At 48.7% G+C, this 24140-nt stretch carries 19 protein-coding genes; 6 read left to right on the forward strand and 13 right to left on the reverse strand.

Annotated elements, in window-relative coordinates:
- The first annotated feature begins 157 nt into the window (after positions 1-157).
- Positions 158-2341: a TonB-dependent receptor family protein gene (locus M0415_RS11015; RefSeq protein WP_249553641.1), complete on the forward strand. Its 2184-nt coding sequence runs from the start codon at positions 158-160 to the stop codon at positions 2339-2341.
- Positions 2342-2409: 68 nt separating this feature from the next.
- On the opposite strand, the gene M0415_RS11020 is transcribed toward M0415_RS11015, so the two are convergent.
- From M0415_RS11020 to M0415_RS11060, 9 genes are all read right to left on the reverse strand, one after another.
- Positions 2410-2640 (reverse strand): hypothetical protein, encoded by a 231-nt coding sequence (locus M0415_RS11020; RefSeq protein ID WP_011715813.1) that lies wholly within the window; start codon positions 2638-2640, stop codon positions 2410-2412.
- Between the two features lie 119 nt (positions 2641-2759).
- Positions 2760-3170 carry a DUF2391 family protein gene (locus M0415_RS11025; RefSeq protein WP_011621427.1) on the reverse strand — a complete coding sequence of 137 codons (411 nt, stop codon included), beginning with the start codon at positions 3168-3170 and terminating at the stop codon, positions 2760-2762.
- A gap of 548 nt (positions 3171-3718) precedes the next feature.
- Entirely contained in the window at positions 3719-4456 is a 738-nt protein-coding gene (locus tag M0415_RS11030) for a hypothetical protein (protein ID WP_249553639.1), read from the reverse strand.
- A 547-nt stretch (positions 4457-5003) separates the two neighbouring features.
- A complete protein-coding gene (locus M0415_RS11035; RefSeq protein WP_249553637.1) occupies positions 5004-5441 on the reverse strand; it encodes a hypothetical protein in 438 nt (145 codons plus the stop codon).
- 161 nt (positions 5442-5602) lie between these two features.
- Entirely contained in the window at positions 5603-5881 is a 279-nt protein-coding gene (locus M0415_RS11040; protein ID WP_011627235.1) for a peptidylprolyl isomerase, read from the reverse strand.
- Between the two features lie 77 nt (positions 5882-5958).
- A complete protein-coding gene (gene mrcB / locus M0415_RS11045) occupies positions 5959-8253 on the reverse strand; it encodes a penicillin-binding protein 1B (protein ID WP_249553635.1) in 2295 nt (764 codons plus the stop codon).
- Between the two features lie 77 nt (positions 8254-8330).
- The gene (gene hrpB, locus M0415_RS11050; protein WP_249553633.1) at positions 8331-10838 is read right to left on the reverse strand and encodes an ATP-dependent helicase HrpB; all 2508 of its coding nucleotides are present in this window, start codon (positions 10836-10838) and stop codon (positions 8331-8333) included.
- A gap of 171 nt (positions 10839-11009) precedes the next feature.
- A complete protein-coding gene (locus M0415_RS11055; protein ID WP_249553631.1) occupies positions 11010-13016 on the reverse strand; it encodes a TonB-dependent copper receptor in 2007 nt (668 codons plus the stop codon).
- Between the two features lie 203 nt (positions 13017-13219).
- Positions 13220-15409 (reverse strand): putative bifunctional diguanylate cyclase/phosphodiesterase, encoded by a 2190-nt coding sequence (locus tag M0415_RS11060; RefSeq protein ID WP_249553629.1) that lies wholly within the window; start codon positions 15407-15409, stop codon positions 13220-13222.
- Positions 15410-15581: 172 nt separating this feature from the next.
- Between M0415_RS11060 and thpR the strand changes: the two genes are divergently transcribed.
- Positions 15582-16154 carry an RNA 2',3'-cyclic phosphodiesterase gene (gene thpR / locus M0415_RS11065; protein ID WP_249553627.1) on the forward strand — a complete coding sequence of 191 codons (573 nt, stop codon included), beginning with the start codon at positions 15582-15584 and terminating at the stop codon, positions 16152-16154.
- Positions 16155-16273: 119 nt separating this feature from the next.
- Here the strand turns inward: thpR and M0415_RS11070 are convergent, their stop codons facing one another.
- Positions 16274-17053, reverse strand: coding sequence for a tetratricopeptide repeat protein (locus M0415_RS11070; protein WP_220054630.1), 780 nt, complete (start codon positions 17051-17053; stop codon positions 16274-16276).
- Between the two features lie 422 nt (positions 17054-17475).
- On the opposite strand from M0415_RS11070, the gene crp reads away from it, so the two are divergent.
- From crp to M0415_RS11090, 4 genes are all read left to right on the forward strand, one after another.
- Positions 17476-18111, forward strand: coding sequence for a cAMP-activated global transcriptional regulator CRP (crp, locus tag M0415_RS11075; protein WP_011070954.1), 636 nt, complete (start codon positions 17476-17478; stop codon positions 18109-18111).
- 82 nt (positions 18112-18193) lie between these two features.
- On the forward strand, positions 18194-18541 hold the full coding sequence (locus M0415_RS11080) for a PepSY domain-containing protein (RefSeq protein ID WP_011621417.1): 348 nt from the start codon (positions 18194-18196) through the stop codon (positions 18539-18541).
- Positions 18522-19196, forward strand: coding sequence for a response regulator transcription factor (locus M0415_RS11085; protein ID WP_011621416.1), 675 nt, complete (start codon positions 18522-18524; stop codon positions 19194-19196). Before M0415_RS11080 ends, M0415_RS11085 begins: the two co-directional genes overlap by 20 nt.
- Positions 19193-20521 carry an ATP-binding protein gene (locus M0415_RS11090; RefSeq protein WP_220057276.1) on the forward strand — a complete coding sequence of 443 codons (1329 nt, stop codon included), beginning with the start codon at positions 19193-19195 and terminating at the stop codon, positions 20519-20521. Before M0415_RS11085 ends, M0415_RS11090 begins: the two co-directional genes overlap by 4 nt.
- Before the next feature lie 139 nt (positions 20522-20660).
- On the opposite strand, the gene M0415_RS11095 is transcribed toward M0415_RS11090, so the two are convergent.
- From M0415_RS11095 to astA, 3 genes are all read right to left on the reverse strand, one after another.
- Entirely contained in the window at positions 20661-21464 is an 804-nt protein-coding gene (locus tag M0415_RS11095) for a DUF1338 domain-containing protein (RefSeq protein WP_011715801.1), read from the reverse strand.
- A 164-nt stretch (positions 21465-21628) separates the two neighbouring features.
- A complete protein-coding gene (gene astD, locus M0415_RS11100) occupies positions 21629-23092 on the reverse strand; it encodes a succinylglutamate-semialdehyde dehydrogenase (protein ID WP_249553620.1) in 1464 nt (487 codons plus the stop codon).
- Positions 23093-23101: 9 nt separating this feature from the next.
- Complete coding sequence (gene astA / locus M0415_RS11105; protein WP_220057273.1) at positions 23102-24121, reverse strand: arginine N-succinyltransferase; 1020 nt, start codon at positions 24119-24121, stop codon at positions 23102-23104.
- Positions 24122-24140 lie beyond the last annotated feature (19 nt).

The raw sequence follows: 24140 nt of genomic DNA on the forward strand, positions 1-24140 counted from the left end.
GGGTAACGAACAAAGTAACATCTGACTTACATTTGTAAAGATAAAGAATTTTAAGTTGGTTTTAAGTTAATAAAACTAAGCTCCGCGGCCGCAAACGAGAACAATTCCTGTTTGCAAAAAAATAAAGACAAGCACCATGTCCGATTCGGAGAGCCCAATGACCCAACTTAGCCCAATGCGCCTTAGCTTATTGGCCTGCGCATTAACTACCGCCTTCAATGCCCAAGCCAATTCGCCCACCCAAGCCCCCGCAAAAATAGAACAGATCAGTATTTTCGGCAGTAAAAATCCCCTCGATACCACGCCTGGTAGCGCCCATCAAATTACCGAAGCCGAATTAGAAACCTTTAAATATTCCGATATTATGCGCACCTTGGCCTCTGTGCCCGGCGTTTATATTCAAGAAGAAGATGGTTATGGCCTGCGCCCGAACATTGGTATGCGTGGCACGGGGCAAAATCGTTCTGAAAAGATTACCGTGATGGAAGACGGTGTTCTCGCCGCTCCCGCCCCCTATGCCTCCCCAGCGGCTTACTACTTCCCCACCTCAGGCAGAATGCAATCGGTTGAAATCCTTAAGGGAAGCTCAACGGTAAAATATGGCCCCCGCACCACGGGTGGAGTGATTAACATGTTGTCTCGACAAATTCCTCAAGAGGCATTAGCCGGCAAAATTGATCTTGCCTTAGGTCAAGATGGCTTCGGTAAATTACACACCTATGCGGGCGGACAAGGCGAGCGCATTGGCGCAGTGGCCGAGATTTATCGCTATCAAGCCGACGGATTTAGGGAGATAAACACGGTCGGCGGCGACACTGGCTTTACTAAAAATGATGCCTTAGCCAAGATCAGAGTGAACACCGACAGCACGGCCGCATATCAGCAATCCCTTGAACTCAAATTGAAATTTGCTGATGAGACCTCTAACGAAACCTATATGGGTCTGACCGATGCGGATTATCAGGCCTCGCCCTATAGTCGCTATTCGGCCTCGCAAAAAGATCAGATGACCACAGAGCATAAGCAAGTGCAGCTCAACCATATTATCGATTTTAGCGACACGCTAAGCCTTAGCAGCATTGGCTATTACAATGATTTTCATCGAAATTGGTATAAGGCCGACAAGGTTGGTGGCGAGTCATTAAGTGGTAAAGGGATCCAAAACGCTGCCGACTTTGATGCGGGTCTGCTCTCTGAGCTTGAGGTCAATGTCAAAGCCAATAATCGCAGTTACCTCGCCCAAGGCATACAAACGGAACTCAATTGGTTACTCGGGGATCACGACCTCGCCTTTGGTCTTCGCTACCATGAAGATGAAATGGACAGATACCAATGGGCCGACAGTTATGCAATGGACGCCAACAGTGTCATGTTACGCACTAAGAGTGGTGTCCCGGGCACCGACTCTAACCGTGTCGATAGCGCCACGGCATTTGCGGCCTATGTGCAGGATAAAATCAGCCTAGACGCTCTCACCATTACCGCCGGCCTGCGCTGGGAAGATGTCGAAACCCAACGCCGCGATTGGGGTAAGAAGAACCCCGGTCGCGAGGGGCATCCCGATAAACAGGTTGAAAGCCAGTTCAATGCGCTGCTGCCTTCGTTATCAGCAACTTACCAGATTAATGAGCAAGTATTACTTCTGGCTGGAGTACAAAAAGGCTTCTCGCCCGCCGCACCCGGCAATGCTAAGGGGCAAGAAGAACAGAGCTGGAACTATGAGGCTGGCGTTCGCTACCATCAAGATGCATTTAATGCAGAGTTAATCGGTTTCTATAGTGATTACAGTAACATGCATGGAAACTGTACGGCGGCGCAGGGTTGTGATGACACTAAACTCGACAATCAGTACAACGCAGGCGAAGTGGAAGTCAAAGGCCTCGAACTCAGCCTCGCCCACGAGTTTAATCGCACCGGAGCGATGAGTTTTCCAGTCAAACTCGCCTACACCTACACGGATGCCGAGTTTGGCAATAGTTTCGAATCTGAGTTTGAAACTTGGGATAAGGTTGAAGCGGGTTACAAGTTAACCTATCTACCTGAAAACCAACTGTATATTTCAGCAGGTGTGCAATCGCAACACTGGCAAATCACAGTGGCGGCACGTTATACCGATGAGATGCGAACCAAAGCAGGTGCAGGTGCCATTCCCGCAGATGAAGTGATTGAGGCCAAAACCTTAGTGGACTTGTCGGCGCGTTACTTTGTCACCCACAGTCAGGAAGTGTACTTAACCGTAGACAACCTCTTAGATGAAACCTATATGACGACGCGAGTACACGGCTCTATTTTTGCCGGAAAACCTCAAACGGTCACACTCGGTTACAGCTATAAATTTTAATCCCTCGTAAAACGAACAAGGGCAAACCCAGTTTGCCCTTGTAAATCATCTGTCTGCAATCACTGCGACTAAACTCGTTTAAATTCGCGCTTTAACTGAAAACTCTCGTCGGTCACCAGCTGTTCTAACACCTCAACCCGCTCGCGCAGTTTATCCAGCTCAATGCGTAACAGTTGGTTTTCGGCCTGAAGCTTAGTACTGACCGAATTGCCGCGCTCGCGGATCTTCATAATCGCGACTGTATATCCGCCGACAATGGCAAAAATAGGGATTAGTAATGCAAGCGTTGCTGCGTTCATAACGGGTCCTTTTCGAATTTATCTCTTAATCCAGTATGTGCAACATAACCTAAATGCACCAGTGACAAAAGTCATGAGTTGTCACTAAGCAGTTGAGCGACGCTCTACGAAGTCCCGCGCTATTCCTTATCGAAACTATCCACCACAATCGCCCCCATAGAAGCCGGCATAGTAATCACGATAATCCGTTTAATGGAGGTCAAAGGGTCGTCAATAAAGGGCAGCTTATCGAGACAAAGGAGCACCAAACTCACCACACAGGCGCTAATCAGATAGGCCATAACAATCCGAAAAATAAATACCGGCAGGCGGTGACGAATGTTTTGTTGGAACACACTCTGGTAAGTAAATACCCCGAGGAACAGCAGCGACAGACTCAATAACATCAGCAGATTCAGTAGCGGCAAGGTCTCCCCGAGTTGCCATGCCTCCTCCGAAAAACCAATAGGCACGGCGAGCGCAAAAGCGCCGACACAGACTTGAATCGCATCTTCAGTGTTAAAACGGTAGGTATCAAAGTTAAAGCTCATCGCGCCTCCCTGTAATTTCACGGCACATCATCGCCGCACATCGAATAAGCAAATAATAACCCGAAAAATATCACCCATTGTCGCTACTTTGGCTGCGCTTTTAATGCGTCGGATAGTATCTTAAAGACTACGATAGCATGGCTGCCAGAAGCAGCCTTGAGGTGGACTGTCGTCTCGCTAATCACCATGGTTCTCCTGTTTAACATCGATGTCGCCTGTTTGTTTTGAAGGAAGATGAGTAACTCGTTTGGGGACAAAAGCGATTAATCTTTTTATCTATTTATGGAGTTTATTGTCATTGTTTCCCCAGTGACTCGCCGTGAATATATCCCTATAGGCTCGACGGCGACATCCATGTCGCCAACGGTCACTGGTGCCCCAATGCCAATTTTAACTACCCATTTGCGATATGTACGTAAAAAGCAAAGGGACAAAAGTGTGTCAGGGCATCGGCTGCATCAGGTGAATTTCGGATAAAAATTTATATGGGTTAACACCCGCGTAATAGGCGCGAGCTTGCGAGCGTCCTAATTGACGCGATTGTTAGATTAATACGGCTCATCATCTAACTCAGAAATAATAATAGAATTTTTTTCGAATCCATGATCGATGCAGATTTCTCTGACCAGCTCCTTAAACCAAATGGGGGACATAGGCGCGACACATACGTTATGAATGAGATCCAAAGGGTTTACTGAAACTGAAAGGCCGAATTTGTCGTTTACTGCAGAGTAGTCGTGCATTTTTCCGTTACCATCAGGGCTTTCCTTGGATGGTGTTTTGTTGTCTTGAATTAACGCTCTCAACTCTCTTTCATGTGAAAATGCATTTCTTTTTATCATGTGTGGATTAAATGAATTATTTATTTGAATTACATCGTTTTTGTAATCAATATAAGTTAATTCACCTATAAAGCATTCTTCCGGCATCAAAGAGTGCAATTTTTCGTAGGTTGTTTGAATTGCGATAGCCTCACTCGTTTGTGCGTAAAGCTTCCACATAGCTGCTGATTCATGATTAGAGATATACCAGCAATTTATGTAAGTAAACTGCCTCATATGGTCAATTAAATGCTCCATGACCGCCCATTCTTGTCCTCGCATCTGCTGCAAGTTTTTTAATGGGTACTTACCTTCAAATGGATCTTCAAATTTATCACTTCGATTGAACCACAAGCTCTTCGTGGTCAGAAGATGCATGAATTTTGTGAAATCCATGTACCTCCATATTTTTTGCTCCCTGTCTATGGTCAGAGGAAAGCTTGGATGATTTTCTGTAGATGGCATGACCTTCCTTAAATCTAACATTTTATTAGTGCGCATACGCGTTTACCTCGTTGGACCAGTGAAAACGCGCACAGTTAACTATTTGTATGCAAAGAACTTATCAGCTTTCTGACGAATACACCATCTGGGAAAACGCGCATGCGCGTTTTCCAAACCTATTAACTAAAATTCAGTTACTATATTCACCTGATTTTATAGAGTTTTATTTATTTCGGATGGAATTAGTGCGCACTGATTTTGTCTAGAAATCATACCAAAACACCTAAATTTAAATACGACTGTATAGCCATACATTATTAGCCGTTTAGCGGTAGGGCCAAACATAGGCAAATAGATAAGAATATTTATGGCTGCAGGAGTGGGAATTTTCGATTGAGCCAACGAGCCGAAACACGGAATGGGTCAAAAACGCGTTAGTTTTTACTCTAAGTCGTTGGCTTTAGACTTTTATGGATAACACCCAAAATTTAGGGTAAGAATATGAGCCGTATTCACCATGCGGCCAATATTTTGTCCCTGCGTCGAAGGGAGCGATTAGATCAGATTGTTAGCTTTTCGCGGGTCCCAAATAATCAAACAAGCGATTCCTTTGCTCTTTATTTAACGCGTAGTAACTAAACTCTATATGTTCGCCGTTAGCCTCTAAGAGCTGTATTTTCTTTGGATACTGCGAGGTAACTTTATAGCCACAATATGAAGCTTTATCTATCTTCTGGACTTCCTCATAGGTCGAAACAAGAATTTTCTGGTCGTCTATTGTGATTGAAAATGAATCAATTTTTGATTTCCCAGTGTTGAAGAGGAGTAACCATACAGGAATGAGAATATTCACCGCTAGAAAAACAATAAACATCAGTAAGAAAGTATATTGATCACTTTTTGAACCAACGATGGTGAGTAATCCTAATTGTGGGAGGAGTAGTGTCAACGCAGTCTTATAGAGCCTGTCGAGAATGCTCTGCAAATTTGTTTGTTTTAAATCCATTTATACATACCAGAAGCTAACGTCTTATTATTGCGTATGCGCGTTTATCCCGTGAAAACACAGGATACGCGCACTATGAACTATTTTTTGAAAATAAGCGGTGTTGAGATGCAGCTTAATGCGTCGATAAGTAGCTTATTGACTCAATCAACGCTACCTGATTAAGTGCGATACAGCACCTTCACTACATGCCAACCAAACTTGGTTTTGACGAGATGTGGCACTAATAGCTCACCGGAAAAGGCGACTTTATCGAACTGCGGCACCATTTGCCCACGCTTAAATTCACCAAGATCGCCGCCCTTTTTCGCCGACGGACATGAGGAATAGCGCTTGGCTAACGCGCCAAAATTCGCGCCTTTATTCAATTGCTTAATAATATCTTCCGCCTGCTCTTTGTGTTTAACAAGGATATGCACTGCGGCTGCGGTTTTATACATCTGGTACTCTCTTTTTAAAAGACAGCGGTGCCATTTTGCGGCACCGCTGTTATCGCTTTACCTATCAAGAATAAGTATTACTGACCTAAAATCTTCTGCCACCACTGCAACGGCTCACCGCAGTTTTTCGCAGGATTATAGGTACCTCTAAGGGCTGGCAATGCCTCGGTATTGCGGCATCCCGCCTCCTTAGCTTCACCGGTATCACGGTCAAAGTAACCTTGGATCACGCCCGTTGGCGGAATCGAGCGTAGCCCAATCGGTGGACGCTCCTTCAAGAAGGCTTGATACACCGCCATCGCGCCACTGCTACCGTAGAGGCTGGTCTTACCGTTATCGTCGCGTCCTACCCAAATCGCCGCGACATTACGCTCGTCAAAACCGGCGAACCAAGAGTCGCGGCTATCGTTACTGGTACCGGTTTTACCCGCCAGCGCCACACCGGGGAAGGCATTGCCTAAGCGCGTTGCTGTACCCGAGCGTACCACTTGCTGCATGGCATATTGCACCAAGAAATCAGTATCCGGCGTAATAGCTTGCTCCTTCGGTGAGCGGGTCACAGGTAACGGCTGATTGTGACTGTCGAGCACCGCCGTCACTGTAGTGAGTTTGCGATAGGCACCATAATCGGCCAGCGTTTGATAAACCTGCGCCACCATTAAGGGCGAGCCATTCACGGCGCCCAGTAGCATAGACGGGTATTCGTTAAGCGGCTCTTGCCAGCCAGATTTCGCCAGCGTGGTTGCCACCGCATCCACCCCCACGGCAATCCCGAGGTTCACCGTAGGTACGTTCATCGACTTTTTCAGTGCCGTTAACAAGGAGACTTGTCCACTAAACTTCTTATCAAAGTTCTGCGGTGACCAGGTTTTGCCCTGCTCATTCTTTAGGGTAATCGGCTGATCTTTAAGTGGCGAAGCCAAGGTGAACTGGCTATTTGGCGCCAATGCAGTCGCATACACAAATGGCTTGATGAGCGAGCCTATGGGTCTGCGGATCTCAACCGCGCGGTTATAACCGTCAAAGCCTGGCGTCTTATCACCCACCATAGCCGCGATACCGCCAGTGTATTTGTCCGTCACGACCATACCAATCTGCAACGACTTATTGCCTTTATCTAAGCTCTTAAAGGTTTGAGTCACGGCGATTTCGGCGGCTTCCTGCGCCATAGGATCGAGTGTGGTGTAAATCTTGACCCCAGATTGCTTTAATAACGCATCGCCATAACGCTCGTTAAGCTCTTGTTTAACCAAGGCATAGAACGCAGGTAATTTTTGATGCACTGGTTTATTGGGATTACGCAAGCCTAAGGGCGACTCTACCGCCACCTTGTATTGCGCGGTGCTCAGCTCACCCGACTCCATCAAGAGACGTAGCACTAAATCGCGACGCTCTTGGCTGCGCTCAGGATAACGCCATGGGTTGTAATAGGAAGGCCCCTTAATCGCCGCCACTAAAAACGCTTGCTGCGCCGTGGTTAGCTCGCCGATGGGTCGACCAAAATAGAACTGTGAAGCCAGCCCCATCCCATGCACGGCGCGGGATTTATCTTGCCCCATATACACTTCGTTGAGGTAGGCCTCGAGGATTTCTTCCTTGCTGTAACGAAAATCGATAATCACCGCCATTAGGGCTTCGCGAATTTTACGCAGTAAAGAGCGCTCGCTCGAGAGGAAGAAGTTTTTCGCCAACTGCTGGGTCAGTGTCGAGCCGCCCTGTACGGTACGACCCGCACTGATATTCACAAAAGCGGCACGCAGAATCGCGAAGGGGTTGACCCCATGGTGCTCGTAAAAACTGCGGTCTTCCACCAGCAGCAGGGCTTTTACAATCGCCTTGGGCATTTCTTCTGTGGGAACAAACAATCTGTCTTCGCCGTCACCCGCAATAATGCGGTCGAGCAATACAGGTTCTAAATGGAATACCGCCAACTGGCGCTTATCTGACATACGCGCAATCGAGCTGATCCCATCGCTGTCGAAGCTAATCATCACTCGCTGCTCGGCCTGATCGCCCTCAGGATGTAAGAAGGGACGACGCCATAATTCGATTTTGGTGCTGGATGCAGAGAACTCACCCACCTCGCGGGGATTGGCGACTTTGCGATAACCTAAGAGTTTGAGTTCGGCCATTAACTGTGGATGACTCACGGCTGCGCCGGGATATAAGGCCATCGAGCGGCTAAATACCTGCGCGGGTAAGTGCCATTTTTGCCCCTCAAACTTGCGGGCAATAATTTGATCGAGGTAAATACTGTAGAAGGTCACAACGGCTAGGCCGATTAAGGCTAGTTTCCAAGTGAGCGACCAAATTTGCCCTAACAGGCCACGGCTGCGCTTCGCTTTCGCTTTTTTTGTCGTCTTAGTTGTCATATCTACTTCATCATTTATGCGTTAACGGCATCAGTCACAGGCACAACACAAGGTTGTAAATCAAAGCAGTCTAAAGGCTATGACTGAGATAAACCTAAGGTTTTCTTCTTGGTAAATTTTGTGGGCTGCGTATTGGCAGGGTCGTCCGGCCACAGGTGTTTAGGATAACGCCCACGCATTTCTTTTTTCACTTCCACATAGGGCCCTTGCCAAAAACTCGCGAGATCCGCTGTTAGAGCCAAGGGGCGCTGCGCCGGTGACAGCAATTCCATCGTCACCTTCAGCTTACCTTGGGCCAGTAGCGGGCTGTCTGCCATGCCAAAGGTTTCCTGCAAACGTACCCGCAGCAAGGCTCGCCCCGAAGCATCGTACAATATCGGCGCGAAGGTGCCCGTGGCTAACGGCCATGAGGTGGGCAACAGCGCATCGAGTGCCTGTTGCTGTGACCAAGTTAATTGGTTTACCAGCAAACTAAAGCAATCGAGTTTTTGTAATTGCGGCAGATTATTCACATTTTCAAGGTAGGGCGCCAGCCATGTTTCAAGGTTTGCCAGCAGCGCGGCATCGCTCATATCCGGCCAATCGGCATTCGGATCTAAATCGCGCGCTAACTGTAATCGAGCCTGAAACTGCGCTAAGTTATCGTGCCAATTAAGGATTTGTAACCCCTGCTGACGAATGTAACTCAGTAATGCCGCTACAATTTGGCCGCGATTCGGATTAGCGATAGCCTCTGATTTCAGTAAAATCTGCCCGACTTTGGTTTGGCGTTCGGCCACAGCGCGGCCTTTAGCTTCATCCCAGCCGCATTGGTCATAACGCTCCACCAGCTCGGCCAATTCCTCATCGAACAGACTTGGTGATAATGGACTGGCGAGATAAATCCGCCCGGCATTCTTGCCTTCGGTTTCTTGAAAATCTGCCACCACCAACCAAGGCGTTTGCGCTAAGGCATCTTCGGCGTTGAGCACCACACCCGTTCCATTGGCCAATTGATACCCCTCAACACCACGGGATTTGGCAATCCGGTCGGGATAAGCCAGCGCCAACAGCAAACCGACATCCTGATGATGGGAATGGGAGGCGACGGCCACTAAATCGGCCTGAGTAAATTGCTTATCTAGCGCCAGCTTTTTAAGCCATTGTTTGGCCTGCTGCCCCGCACTGCCTTGGGTGGCAAAGTGCAAATAATTCATAATATCGGCGCCTTTGCGTGGCAATCCCCGCGCCTCTAAAATCCCCGCCAGTAAACAGGCTAAGGCCGCCAGTTGATGTTCATCGCGAGATTTGGCCACCAATAACATATGGGCGAGGCGCGGATGACACCCCAGCTCATAGGCCGCTTTGCCATGCGCAGTCAGCTTGTTTTGTTCATCAACCATGCCTAAACGCTGAAGCAGTTGCCAAGCTAATGCCTCGTTCACCGTGGGCGGTGCAGTCAATAACAGTAAGTCGCTGAAGGATTTCGCGCCCCAGTAGGCACAGTCGTGAGCCATGGCAACTAAGTCGGCTTGGCTGATTTCGGGCTCATCGGCCTTGAGCAGACGTTGATGCTCCTCTTGGCCCCATAAACGGATACACTCGCCCGCCGTCAAACGCCCCGCACGGCCAGCACGCTGGGTTGCCGAGGCTTGGCTGATGCGCTTAAGGCTTAAACGTGTCACCCCAGTTTTAGGATTAAAACTGGCTTGGCGTTTATAACCGCTGTCGATAACAAGGCCAATGCCCTCGATGGTCAAGCTCGATTCGGCCACGTTGGTGGAGAGCACAATTTTGCGCCTGCTGCTGTCGGCCTTTATCGCCCTGTCCTGCTCCTGCGCCGATAGCTCGCCATAGAGTGGGCACACCGTCACGCGACTGTTATCGAGGCGCTCTTCTAGATACTGCGCCACTCTAAGGATTTCGGCTTTACCGGGCAAAAACACCAAAATATCCTGCGGGCCGTTATCACTTAATGATGTCGCTGCATCGAGCACAACGCGGCTTAAATGGTCGAGCCAATGCTGCTGCCCTGCAACGGGGCGATAGCGAATTTCGACCGGGAAACTGCGTCCTTCACTCTGTAGCAGGGCGGCATCGGGCATCAACTCGGCCAATGTCAGGCCAGATAAGGTTGCCGACATGGCGAGGATTTTTAAGTCGTCCCGCAGCGAGCTTTGCACTTCGAGCGCCAAGGCTAAACCGAGATCTGTGGTCAAATGCCGCTCGTGGATCTCGTCGAAAATGATCATCTCGATGCCTGTTAATTCAGGATCTTGCTGGATCATGCGAGTTAAAATCCCCTCGGTGACAATCTCAAGTCGAGTTTCACCACTGACCTTTGACTCGCCGCGCACGCGATAACCTACCTCTTGCCCTACCGCCTGTTGCCGACAACTGGCAATAAATTGCGCCACGCTACGGGCAGCAACACGCCTGGGCTCCAGCATTAAAATCCGCCCAGAAATCTCAGGCCAATCCAGCATGGCTAAGGGCAATGCGGTCGATTTACCCGCACCCGTTGGCGCTTCGAGGATCACTTGCGCATGTTTCGCAAAGGCATCGCGCAAGGATGGCAATAAGGAATGAATGGGTAGATTGTTCAATGCAACAGTATCAACAGATAAAAATGATGGGGAAGTTTAACATAGGCCTTAGGCAGTGTCCCTCCCGCGGCCTTAGCTTTGATACGCCGCAGTTTGGCATTGGCTTGCCTTAAAAATAACATCGCCCCAACAGCAAGACTCTCGGGGCGCCAATAGTACAAATAAGCCGAGTTAGAACTGATAGGTCAACTTAGCCCAGAGATTACGGCCCGGCTCATTGACCCTAAACATGGCCTCACTGCCCGGCAGATCGTTCCCCGTACCCGCCTTACTCACATGCTCGGCATAGGCGGTATCAAACAGGTTTTCGACACCCAAAATTAAGGATAATTCCTTGTTATATGACCAAGAAGCATTGAGCGCCAAGGTACCAAAACCGCTGCTCGGGCCTAAGTCTTGTCCCACAATGTTGCCATGACCTAAGGTGTAACGGTCCTGCGCGGCCACCACTCGCCACTGCGCCGCCATGGTCCAACTTTGCCATTGATAGTTAATGGTTAATCTGGCCTCTAACGGCGATATTTGCCCAAGCGCGACCTTGTCGGTATCGTTTTCGCCATGGGTATAACTTACCGTGAGTTGGCTCGACCACTGCTCATTCAACGCATAATCTAGACTGGCCTCTCCGCCGTAGAGACTCGCATCGATATTACGGGCAAGGGTGGCTTGGCCGCTGGAATCAATCAGAATATAGTCCGCAATCTCACCATAGAAGAGTGACACCGAAGCCTCGACAGGCCCCTGATAAATCCAACCTATATCGAACTGATTGGTGGTTTCCGCTTTCAGGTCAAAGGCTTTTTGTGCGGGGTTATCGGCGCTGGCCTTCATAATCTCCCAATAATCCGGCATCCGCTGCGCCGAGCCAAAGCCTGCATAATATTGGTGCTGCGCGGTTTGAAACTCATAACGCAGGTATCCGCTGTAGAGGGTATCGTCCCGCTCACCCTGCTGAGCAATCAAGAGCTCGCTATTCCAGTCGTCGATTCTCAATCCTGCAAGCAGACTACTACGCCCAAGCTCGCCCTCTTCAAAACGATAGCGCGACTCGGCAAACAGCCCATAGTTTTGATAGCGCATATCCTCTTTAAAGGGTTTATTGAGCAAGTCATTTAGCCCAACATCGCCGGGCGCCATGCTGCGACCATCATGTTTGCTGGACATATAATCCAGTCCAAGAGTGACATCCAGAGCATCGAGTGGCGCTAACTCGAACCACAAATGGCCGCCCTCTGTCATCCGCCGCACATTGGCACCGGAATTAACCCCTTCATCGAACCTATCCATAATGTGGTCGTTTTTATTGCTAAAGGCTTGCAGTTCGACCGCCGTTAGCCAGCTCGATTCAAACTCGTGTTGTAGCAGTAGCGCCGCATCACGATTATCGATTTGACGCGCCTTGTTTAACCTGTCGGCATACTCGGCTTCGCCGCTCGACTCACCGTAGGCCAACTCAAGTACAGTGCGCTCTGTCGGTGTCCACCCCAAGGCGAGATTGGCGTTTTGCCGGTCATAACTCGATTGTACTTTGTTGCCATTTCCATCTTCATAATGGTCACTACTGGATTGATTCATATCGAAATCAAGGTAGTAATTCTTATCCCCAGCGCTCAGCTCCACCATGGCATCTCGCCTATCGAAACTGCCGCCCGTAGCGCTGGCTCGGCCTTCAAGATCCGCCTGGTTAAAGCGATGGCGGTTTTTCTCAAATAGAATTGTGCCCGCAGTGCCGACAGGGCCGTACTTCACCGTCTGTGGCCCTTTGATTACCGTTATCTGATCGTAGCTTTCGGGATAAATATAGTTTGTCGGTGGGTCCATACGTCCACCACAGGCGCCATACACATGCTGACCATCATCGACTATGTTTAAACGCGAGCCGCCCAGCCCCCGAAACATAGGGTCGCCACCGGAGCCGCCTTTGCGGGTGATGTTAAATCCAGGGATCGAACGTAAAAATCCCGAGCCATCGTAGGCAGGCAATGGCAAACGGTTCTGTTTAGGATCGCTCACTAGATGAACAGGCTGGCGCATCACATCGCCAGATACCCGCAGATAATCATGACATTTTTTATCTTCACCACAATCGCTCGCCTCAGCAGACCAAGCCAATTGAGGTACAGCGGTGCCGAGCACTCCCGCAAAAATAACGGCTAATTTGATAGGTTGATACAGCACGATATTCCCCTACATATTGTTTTTAATGATTTTTGTGGGGGTATTGTTGTTACTAGCGGAGGAAGCGCAATCAAAAGTCGGCTGGGCGCGACAATCTGTCGCAGCCCAAATGGCGTGGAGTCACAATCGGATTAATATTGATAAATTAATCACTTATAGATTAAGAATTGCGGATTTTAAAAAATTGCCCATCGAAAATATGACTAATCCAGCATCCAATGCTGAGCGAGTCCTGAGGTCAAGGTCAGTAGTGGCGCGGGCTTATTGATGGCATAGCCCTGCGCATAATCCACGCCTAAGCTTTTCAACTTTAATGCGATTTCTTTTGATTCAACAAACTCTGCCACCACATCGAAGCCCATATCTTGTCCTAACTGACAAATGGCTTTGATGATGGCTTGGTCAGCCTCGTCTTCGCAGAGATTAATCACAAACTGGCCGTCGATTTTGACATAATCCACGTTCAAGCGTTTAAGGTAGGCAAAGCTTGAAAATCCCGCGCCAAAGTCATCCAACGCGAGTTGGCAATTTAATGGCCTCAGCACTTCAATCAATTTAGTGGCCTGATCTAATTGGCTCACCGCGGCGGTTTCGGTGATCTCAATGCAGAGCTTATCCACCAGCTCAGGTTCGGTCATCAGGCGCATTTCGAGCCAATTCATAAACTCGCTGTCACCTAACGAGGTCGCCGACAGGTTGACCGAGACCAACTCCAGCTGTTGCCAAATATCTAAATGGCTACTGCCCCACTTCAGCAGATTATCTATTACCCACAAGTCGACCTTGGCCGCCAAGTTATAACGCTCCGCCGCAGGGAGAAAGATCGCCGGCGAAACAATAGTGCCATTGGCCTGCACCATCCGCAGTAGCACCTCTAAATGCAGGCCGGATTCTTCGCGACTTAACGGGGCAATGCTTTGGAAATACAGCTCAAATTGATTTAGTGCAAGAGCGCTAACGATATCGACTGAGGCCATCATCTCGGTATAGAGGCGGGTCATTTTAGGATCTTTGGCACTGTACAAGTGCCAGCCGTTGCGGCCCTTATCCTTAGCAAGACGACAGGCCGCATCGGCCTGACTCATTACCGTATAAATATCCGTTGCAGACTTTTCGAGCTTAGCGATCCCCATGCTAACACTGACATTGTGGCAACGGTTTTCCCAAATAAACTCGTGGGTTGCTAACTGAGTGCAGATCCGATTCGCGATATGCTGAGCCGAATCCACATTGCAATAATGCATTAAAATCCCAAACTCATCTCCGCCCAAGCGCGCGACAATATCGCCCTTACGCACCAGTTGTTTAAGACGTAATGCTAACTGACACAATAGCTTATCACCCGCCTGATGGCCGCTCACATTGTTGATCACCTGAAACTGATCGACGTCGATAAAGGCCACGCAGGTGGGCATATCATCTTTGGTTTGCAGCAGGTTTTCGAGCAAGGCCTCAAAATGCAGCCGATTCGGTAACCCAGTCAAGGCATCATAATTCGCATGGAAGGATAGCTCATCGGCGAGGCGATATTTTTCACTAACATCTTCGGCAATCATCACTAGTGTGTCTTTATTGCCGTGGATTTGGCTAAAGCTCAACCTCAGCCAATCAAGCTGTTGATTCGATTTTAGGGGCAACTCACACCAGGCTTGCCCCAATACGCCTTCGCGCACCATGTGCAGCGTGTCGGTGAGCATGGCATGCTCCTCTTCGCGCACCATGCTGAATAAATCGTATCCATGCTGCACTGGCAGGGTTTGCAACGCCACTTTGTTCAGCATAGTCAGTTGGTTCTGTTTATCGAGCAAGGCGCAGGCTAAAGGCAGCTGATTAAAGACTTCGCGGTATCTGTGCTCACTGGCCAACATATCGTGGGCGATACGGGTGAGTTCCATCGCCGAGCCAATCATCACCGCCGCATGCTGAAATTCCTGAATAAACTCCTCGCTCCACTCGCAGCATTCGGAGCAATTGACCGCGCCGAGGGCAATACGGGTTTCGCCAAACACCACAGGCGGTAACACCAATAGGCTTTTAACGTTCCAATCCCGCAGTAATGCCCGCTCCGCTTGGGCCTCCGCAGGCAAGGTATCGACATCGGGGAGATTCAGCAGCGTAGGAGTTCTGACTAAGGAGCGAAAAAACGGCATACGCGCCAATGGCCAGACTCGTGTCTGTTGGCCCTGGCTAAATTGCGGTTTTAAGTACAAATTGCGGGTACGCAGATGATCTAAGGCTAAACTGCCTGTCAGCACAAATACCCCATCACAGTGAAGTTGTAATGTGATTGCTTCTAAGGCTTGATCAACATTTTGCTCTAGGGTTTCTAGTGGCGTTTCGCTAAAAATCGTCACTAATGCCTGTTGGAGTGGATTTGCTAAACCATCTGACATGAAAAGGGATTTCCTTACCTACAAGTCCATTTAAGGTATTATTTCTACACTTCCCGCGATGAATCTCAAGTCGTCTAAAGTCTATCATTAACCATTACAGCGGGAATTTCTGTAATACCAAACAAAAGCATAGCTTATGTTTGGCGTTTGAGTAGGTGATGGAGATAAACAGGTGTTACAACGACTCTTCCTTGGGTTTGCCCCCACGAGCATACAGCGGCAACAACTGCTGCAATTACAGCAAAGCTTGAGGTCACAGTTAGCGCCTAATGCCAAAGCTGTGACGCAAAACAATTTGCACTTAACCCTCGCCTTTTTAGGGCTCGCCAATCCGACTCAAGTGGCACAGTTGCTCGATAGTGTCGATAAGCTAGCTAGGCCTAAATTTAGCGTCACGCTCGATAGCATCGCCGTGTGGCCTAAGGCGCAGGTCTGTTGTTTAAAGGGGGATAGCATCAGTCCTGAGTTAGATTTACTCGCATCTCAGGCGCAGGATTTAGCACAGAAGTTGCAATTACATCTCAGTGAGCATCCGTTCCGGCCCCATATCAGCTTGTTTAGAAAGGCAAAGCCGTCAGGCATCTTGGTCAGAGAGCTAACGCTTAAGGAGCTGGTACAGCAGAAAGTCATCCAAGCTTCGATGCTTGAACTCACGCTCGCACCCGAGCAGCTGCATTTGTATCTTTCCACCAATGGCGGACGCGGCGTGGAGTATCAAATCTTACATTCTTGGCCGCTCGCATAAGCCCAATCCGCTAACGCGAATAAACAAGGCATCAGAAACAATCCGTAAAAGCAATCCATAAAAACAATCAGCCCGAGCATAGCTCGGGCTGATAACAAGACAAGCAACCACAGACGATGTTAATCGAGTAAACGCAAAGTCTCACGGTAGGCGCGCTTTTGCTCATAGCTGTGCAGGCGTTGCTGAAACTCATCGGTCTTGGTGGCTTCGGCCGTCATCTTTAAGGCGGCTATCGCTTTTTGCTGGGTCGATACCGCGGCGCCAAAATCACCGACTTCGGCATAGGCGGCCGCTAAGTTATCAAGATTAGTAGGATCGTTCTCGTTCACTTTCAGCAGCTGCAAGGATAACTCGAGCGCTTTATTACCATCGCGATATTCGGCTTCGGGGCAAGTTGCTAAAATCCACGCCACATTGCCAAGGGCAATATCATCCCCCACGCGGGTAAATTGCTCTACGGCTTTACCGCAGTTACGCGCAATGCCATCGCCACCCGAGGCATAAATAAAGCCTAAACGGAACTGCGCCCAGCGATTACCGCGCTCGCCCATATCCTTATACCAACGTTCGGCCACGGCTAAGTCACGCTTCACTAATTGCCCTTCAAAGGAGAGATCCGCTAAGGTTTGCTGCGCCTTTTCGTGTTGCTGTTCGGCGGCAAGTGTCATCCAATGTAATCCGGTCGGCACTTCTTGCTGTACGTAACGTCCAGAGAGAAACATCAGCCCCAGTAAAAATTGCGCATCGGCATCGCCCTGCTCTGCCTGCACTTGAATGTGCACAAATTTACTCGCCGCAACTTCATTGGCTGGCTGTGGAATAGAAAATGCGTGCGCGGCAGCACTCATCCCTAGGGATAAAGTGAATCCGGCGCCTAAAACCCATTGTCTGTATTTCACCTGGTAACCTCTTTACGAAAAACAACCGCGCCCTCAAGTTAGCCTGAATTATTCCCATAAGTCGAGCCTAAATCGGCGTAATCGAACCTATATTAAATAGAAATAACCCTTAAGGGGCCGCAATTATCCCATTCCTTTGATTCATTAGTCGCAATTGAGGTTATTTTCTTCGCAAAAACCCTTAAAAGCCTTTATAAGATGTGATTAACTCTACAGAGTTAAGTGAATCCAGTGAGTTTGGCACCGATTTAGTTGACTAATATCACTAAAGTAGCAAAATAAGCTCTAATTTTAGGTGGTTAATTGCATTTATTCACTCATTCTAAACTAAGAGGTGTATCAAGTTTTTATGAGTGTAATTGACGTAAAATGCTTATTTAGAATATTCTTACTTTCGTTTTAATCAATCGAGGAACATCGACATGGCTCTGATTGGTAAGCCAAAACCGGACCCAACTTTGGAATGGTTTTTATCACACTGTCACATTCATAAGTATCCCGCTAAAAGCACCTTGATCCATGCTGGTGAAGACTCAGATACCCTTTATTACATCGTAAAAGGTTCTGTAGCGGTATTGATTAAAGATGAAGAAGGTAAGGAGATGATCCTTTCTTATCTTAATCAAGGCGACTTTATCGGTGAGTTAGGATTGTTCGAAGAACAAGCTGAACGTACTGCTTGGGTTCGTGCGAAACAAGCATGTGAAATTGCTGAAATCTCTTATAAGAAGTTCAAGCAATTAATCCAAGTTAACCCCGAAATTCTGATGAAGCTATCGGCTCAAATGGCGTATCGCCTACAAAGCACTAGCCAGAAAGTGGGTAATTTAGCATTCCTCGATGTGGCTGGCCGTATTGCCCAGACATTGTTGCACTTAGCTAAGCAACCCGATGCAATGACTCACCCTGACGGCATGCAAATTAAGATCACTCGCCAAGAAATTGGTCAGATCGTCGGTTGCTCCCGCGAAACTGTGGGTCGTATCTTAAAGATGCTTGAAGAGCAAAATCTCATTCAAGCACACGGTAAAACCATTGTGGTATATGGTACCCGTTAAGATAGACTTCAGCTTGATTTAAGCCTGTTTCATTAAAGTGGCCTAGCATAAAATCTAGGCCATTTTTTATTGGGGAGCATAAATGAAACGGCTGTTTTTTATCTGTTTTTTCAGTCTGTTTACGCTGGTGCATCCAACAATAATTCACGCCGAACCGATTGAATTAGAACATTATCAAGCCAAGGCTTTAGTCAATTCCGGGCAAATTTTATCCCTCAATGGCACCCTTGCCGTGGTGAATCAATTTTGCCAAGGCGAACTAATTGACGCCCATCTCTATCAAGAAGATCATAAATGGCGCTATGATTTACAAATCAAAGTGCAACGCGGCCAAATAGTGAATCTGAGTATTGATGCCACCAATGGTCAGCTCGAACACTCCACCGCACTACCGAGCGAATGTCGAAAACATGAAACTGCTACTCGTTGAAGATAATCCGATGTTGGTCTCCGAACTGGAGAAACAACTCAAACAGGCTGGCTACGTTACCGATATTACTGACAAAGCAGTTGAAGCCGATTACCTCGTTAAAGAAACCCAATACGACTGCGTGATTTTAGACATTGGCCTCCCCGACGGCAATGGACTGGAATTACTCGAAGGTTGGCGTAATCAAGGCATTAGCACACCGGTTATTATGCTGACGGCTCGAAGCCAATGGCATGAAAAGGTCGAAGGCTTTAATGCCGGCGCCGATGATTATTTGGGTAAACCCTTCCATGCACAGGAATTACTTGCGCGTATCCAGGCGCTTATTCACCGCGCGCATGGCCGATTAAATAATCCGAGTAAACAGTTGAGCTATGGGGGCGTCACCTTAGATGAGGCCGAGCAGACGGTGAGCGTTGGTGAGCATTTGTATGAGTTGACCGCCATGGAGTTCAGGCTGTTAAAAATCTTCCTCATGTCGCCCAAGAAGCTGTTATCTAAGGCACAACTGACCGACAAGCTCTATCAGTTTGATGACGAGAAAGAGAGTAACGTGGTTGAAGTTTACGTGACTCACCTGCGTAAAAAACTCGGCAAAACCGCGATTGAAACCCGCCGCGGCCAAGGTTATATCTTCCACGGCCTGACTGCATGATCTCTATTCGCACTAAGCTCAGTTTATGGTTAACGGGCTTATTAGTGTTAGGCACAGTGATTGGACTCATATTGTTTGAGTCCATGCTGCGTCAAGCGTTTCACGACTCCATTATCAACCGCTTAGAAGAAGATCTTGAGCACATCATGTTGGCAACCCATATCAATAATGGGGAGATCCATATCGATCAGAGCCAACTATCGAGCTTCTACCGCCCCGCCTATTCGGGGCGTTATTTCCAGCTCAACCTGCCCAATGAAGTGATCCGTTCCCGCTCCCTGTGGGACATGCAGCTCGATATCGAACCTTTAGCGCCAAACCAGACCCGCGTCTGGCAGGCAAAAGGGCCGAAAAACAATGACATGCAGCTATTATCCCTAGGGCTAAACTCCAGCAGCGCCAATGTCACCGCAACCCTAACGGTAGCGCAGGATTTGAGTATCGGTCGGCGCGTGTTTAGTGAGGTCTATGGCACTAAGCTTGGGATTAACCTCGCCATGTTGGTGGCTATGATCGCGGGGATCTTCTTGATCCTGCGTCAATCCTTTAAACCGGTAAAACAGATCCAACATGCACTCTCCCGTCTGCAGGAGGGCGAGATTAACGCCTTAGAGCTGAATAACATTCCGCCCGAAGTGCAACCGCTAGCCAAGACCTACAACGAGTTATTGGAATACACCGCCAAGCAAATTGAGCGTAGTCGTAATAACTTAGGTAACTTAAGCCATGGGCTGAAAACCCCATTGGCGGTGATGCAGCAACAGGTTGAAGCCTTAGGGCTGAAAGATCCCGATACCGCCATGGCGCTGCAACAACAGCTCGACGCTATCCATAAAATGGTCGAACGTAAACTTGCTGCGGCGCGGATCACCGGTGATATGTTACCTGCCGCCCAGTTAGTGGTACCGAGGGATCTTCACAGCCTCGCCAATACCCTCAACAAAGTGCATAGAAGCAAAAGCATCGACTGCAACTTTGAGCTTGACCCTAGTATCCAGCGCCTGCCCATCCATAGGGAAGATGGTATGGAGCTCTTAGGGAATCTGCTCGATAACGCCTTTAAATGGGCGAGCAGCCAAGTCACGGTTAAACTGTGGAAGGAACAGAACAAGCTCTGCCTCAGCATAGATGATGATGGTCCAGGTGTTGCAGACGACGAACTCGATAAACTCACCCAAAGGGGTACGCGACTCGATGAATCTGTGATGGGCCATGGTCTAGGGTTATCGATAGTGAAAGAAATTGCCGAGCAATACGGCATTGAGCTTAAGTTTAAGCACAGCAGCCACTTATCAGGCCTCAGTATTGAACTGGTCTTTAGCTAACGAGTGCTTAGCTAAGAGTGCTTAGCGAACAAGTATTGAGCTAACTATTTGCTCTGAGTGTTGCTCTAGTGCCACCAATAAAAACGCCATCTATCGATGGCGTTTTTGTTTAAGATGACTCAACAACTACCTTAATTCATTAGCCCTTTTTCGCGTTGGTGCTCTCAAAAATCTTATCGGCTGATGCAGCCACGAACCCAGTGTACAGCTCGCCATTCGCCTTGGGATAACGCAGGGCAAATTCATAGAAGCAGCTTGGGATCTCAACCGTTGCATCGCTAAATGCCACTGCGATTTTATCAGCCATGGTCGATGATTGTTCCAGTAACACCTCTGGCGAACCTTTGATCTCGCCACCTGCACTATTGAGCACAAAGCCCGCTTGCTTAAGCGCATCATTCACAGACTCTAATGTCTCGAAGCCCTCGAGGTGATTGATAGAGACAGTGAAATGGTTCGCACGATAGCCAAAGGCCGCTACCCAAGCCGCATATTCGCTCTCTTCGAGCAGCGTCTCATAGGTCTTAGCATCCAGTGACCAATGGCGACCCGAATAGATAAAGTTATCTGCTTTAGTCGCCTCTTCATCCACTTGAGCAATCAAACCTTGGATAGTGCTTTGCAATGATGGGCTAAACTCTTCCACCAATAACTCAGAAATAAACACCTTTGGCTGAGTCGCATCTGGGTGCTCAAAATGCTTAGCCACCAGTTTTTTCTGTTCAAACTTATAATCACCACAAGCCACATAACCTAAAGAGGTAAAGTGTTCGGCCAATACGGCTAAATTCACCTTAGCGATGTTAAAAGTACGCAGGGCGATATGGTCGTTGATAATCGGCTTGCCGTGACCGAGTAGCTCGTGCACCTTGGCCGCAGATGGGGTCATTTGAATATAGTCTTGCCAGAGGGCGGCAAATAACGCATTGATATCTGTGTGCATAAAAACTCCTTTTATTGTGCTGCGACTATAGTGCGTATTGTTTTGCCGCTCGCACTCAATATAACGACCCTAGCCACTTGCTGCACAACGGCGCTCAGTAGCAGCCCAAGTAACGTTACTGCTTGTGATGAAAAAGGAAGAACCTAGGTTCTTCCTCAATGATGTCACTCTAAACTTAACCCTGGGCTTAAACTTGCGGGTAAGCTCACCGCATCCGCCTCAACGGAGGCAACGGGGTAAGCACAGTAATCAGCGGCATAAAATGCACTCGCCCTGTGGTTACCCGAAGCGCCTACGCCGCCAAAGGGAGCAGCACCCGAAGCACCAGTGATCTGCTTGTTCCAGTTCACAATTCCCGCACGAATGCGGGCGAGGAAATACTCATAATCATCACGACTATCGGCCAAGATACCCGCAGACAAACCATAACGGGTTTGGTTAGCAAGCTTAATCGCCTGGTCAAAATCGCTGTAGCGCACTAATTGCAGCAATGGTCCGAAATATTCCTCATCGGGTAACTCGCTCACCGCAGTCACATCGATAATTCCGGGGGAGACTAAGCCTGTTCCCGCCTGCAAATGAGTGAGTTCAACCAGCGACACACCGCCTAAGTTCTGCAAGTTAGCCTGCGCCGCGACCATACCTTTCGCTGCGCCTTCGGAAATCATTGAACCCATAAATGGCTGTGGCTGCGCGTTCCAAGGACCGACTTTAATCTGCTTCACCGCTTCAACCAGCTTGGCGACTAAGGCATCGCCCTGCTTGCCTTGCTCAACATAGAGCCTGCGGGCACAGGTACAACGCTGGCCAGATGAAATATAGGCCGATTGCAGAATATCGTGCACTGCCGCTTTAATATCGGCGACGCCTTTAATAATCAGCGGGTTATTACCGCCCATTTCTAAGGCGAGGATCTTACCCGGATGACCCGCATATTGCTGGTGCAACAGGTGACCAGTGCGAGAGCTACCGGTAAAGAATAGGCCGTCGAGTTGTGGATGCGACGCCAGCGCTTTACCCGTATCAACTTCACCTTGCACTAAGTTGATAACACCTACAGGCAGACCCGCCTTTTCCCACAGAGAGACCATCAACTCGGCCACTTTTGGGGTTAATTCTGAGGGCTTAAACACCACGGTATTGCCCGCGAGCAACGCTGGCACTATATGACCATTGGGTAAATGCCCTGGGAAGTTATAAGGCCCAAACACAGCAACCACACCGTGCGGCTTATGGCGCAGTACCGCACGCCCTGCTGGCGTGTCATTGGCCTCAGTGCCGGTACGCTTGTTGTAAGCTGTGGCCGACAGGCCAATTTTACCAATCATGGCAGCGACTTCTGTCGCGGTTTCCCATTGAGGTTTACCGGTTTCTTGAGCGATCGTCTCAGCTAATTCGGCTTTGTTCGCTTCGAGTTGGCTGCGATAGGCTTCGACTATCTTTAAACGCGCATCAAAACCTAACATAAACCAATCGAACTGAGCTTCACGGGCGGCATCGACGGCGGCATTGACTTGCTCAGCCGTTGCCGTTTGGCCGCGCCAAATGATTTCGCTATTTGCTGGGTTGCTAGAGGTCACATCATGACCCTTGCCAGCTTGCCACTGGCCTTTAATAAAATGTGTCATTTGCTATTCCTACATTGCCAAAATACGGATTTGATCGCCTTTTGCGAGTAACAAACCCTCGGCGAGTTCTGGACTAATTACCACCTGCTCAGTTTTGTCATCGACAGCAAGACAAGCGGAGGTCGCACGGTAATTGGCTAATTGAGTGTTAGAGACAATAAATTGCTTATCGGATTCAGGCATTTCACCAATATCTACGGTCAGCAGACGGCTTTCACGCACGGCGCGGATATCTGAGAGACGGCATTCCACCGTTGGACCGCCATCGAAAATATCCACATAACCACGGCATCTAAAGCCTTCGGCCTGCAGCAAACTCAAGGCAGGACGCGTATTGGTGTGCACTTCGCCAATCACTTTTTGCGCTTCTTCGGGCAGCAGGCAAACATACACTGGGTTACGGGGCATCATCTCCGCCATAAAGGCTTTTTTGCCTAGTCCCGACAGGTAATCCGCCTGAATAAAATCAATGCCTAAGAAGTTTTTCTGTAACCAGCAGTAGAAGGGAGAATTGCCAGCGGTGTCGCTCACGCCACGCATTTCGGCAATCACTGTCTCACCAAAGCGTTTAGCGTGCTGTGCCAAAAACAGAAAACGGCTGCGGGACAACATCCGGCCATTGTTCCCTTTGCGATAACCTTCGCGCAAAAACAGGGTACAAAGCTCGGCGGCGCCAGTGTAATCGTGGCACAGGGTTAAGGTTTCCACCTCGTTGCGAACTTCGATTTGCTCAGAATGATAGACCTCGGTCCCGAGGCGATAGTGGTAGAAGGCATCTTCCATACCTACGGCGGCTTCGATGGCACAGGTACCGACCACTTCGCGGGTCGCGGTATCCTCAAGCACCATCAAATAGCCTTCATCGAAGGGCTTATCAATCACCTTAACGAATGAGGCTTCTGCGCGGGCAATTTTATGCCTCAGCAAATCGGCATTGACTGGCAATGAGGTAAAGCCATGGCCAGATTCTTCGGCGATTTGATATAGAGATTCAAAATCGCCTGCCTGAATAGGACGTATGATTAACATCTTAGTGTCTCCTCACTTA

Source organism: Shewanella sp. 10B, assembly GCF_023475885.1.
Classification (GTDB): Bacteria; Pseudomonadota; Gammaproteobacteria; order Enterobacterales; family Shewanellaceae; genus Shewanella; species Shewanella mangrovisoli.

Coding starts and splice junctions, on each gene's coding strand:
- M0415_RS11015 (WP_249553641.1), top strand. CDS start 158: ATGACCCAACTTAGCCCAATGCGCCTTAGCTTATTGGCCTGCGCATTA.
- M0415_RS11020 (WP_011715813.1), bottom strand. CDS start 2,640: ATGAACGCAGCAACGCTTGCATTACTAATCCCTATTTTTGCCATTGTC.
- M0415_RS11025 (WP_011621427.1), bottom strand. CDS start 3,170: ATGAGCTTTAACTTTGATACCTACCGTTTTAACACTGAAGATGCGATT.
- M0415_RS11030 (WP_249553639.1), bottom strand. CDS start 4,456: ATGCCATCTACAGAAAATCATCCAAGCTTTCCTCTGACCATAGACAGG.
- M0415_RS11035 (WP_249553637.1), bottom strand. CDS start 5,441: ATGGATTTAAAACAAACAAATTTGCAGAGCATTCTCGACAGGCTCTAT.
- M0415_RS11040 (WP_011627235.1), bottom strand. CDS start 5,881: ATGTATAAAACCGCAGCCGCAGTGCATATCCTTGTTAAACACAAAGAG.
- mrcB (WP_249553635.1), bottom strand. CDS start 8,253: ATGACAACTAAGACGACAAAAAAAGCGAAAGCGAAGCGCAGCCGTGGC.
- M0415_RS11060 (WP_249553629.1), bottom strand. CDS start 15,409: ATGTCAGATGGTTTAGCAAATCCACTCCAACAGGCATTAGTGACGATT.
- crp (WP_011070954.1), top strand. CDS start 17,476: ATGGCTCTGATTGGTAAGCCAAAACCGGACCCAACTTTGGAATGGTTT.
- M0415_RS11080 (WP_011621417.1), top strand. CDS start 18,194: ATGAAACGGCTGTTTTTTATCTGTTTTTTCAGTCTGTTTACGCTGGTG.
- M0415_RS11085 (WP_011621416.1), top strand. CDS start 18,522: ATGAAACTGCTACTCGTTGAAGATAATCCGATGTTGGTCTCCGAACTG.
- M0415_RS11090 (WP_220057276.1), top strand. CDS start 19,193: ATGATCTCTATTCGCACTAAGCTCAGTTTATGGTTAACGGGCTTATTA.
- M0415_RS11095 (WP_011715801.1), bottom strand. CDS start 21,464: ATGCACACAGATATCAATGCGTTATTTGCCGCCCTCTGGCAAGACTAT.
- astD (WP_249553620.1), bottom strand. CDS start 23,092: ATGACACATTTTATTAAAGGCCAGTGGCAAGCTGGCAAGGGTCATGAT.
- astA (WP_220057273.1), bottom strand. CDS start 24,121: ATGTTAATCATACGTCCTATTCAGGCAGGCGATTTTGAATCTCTATAT.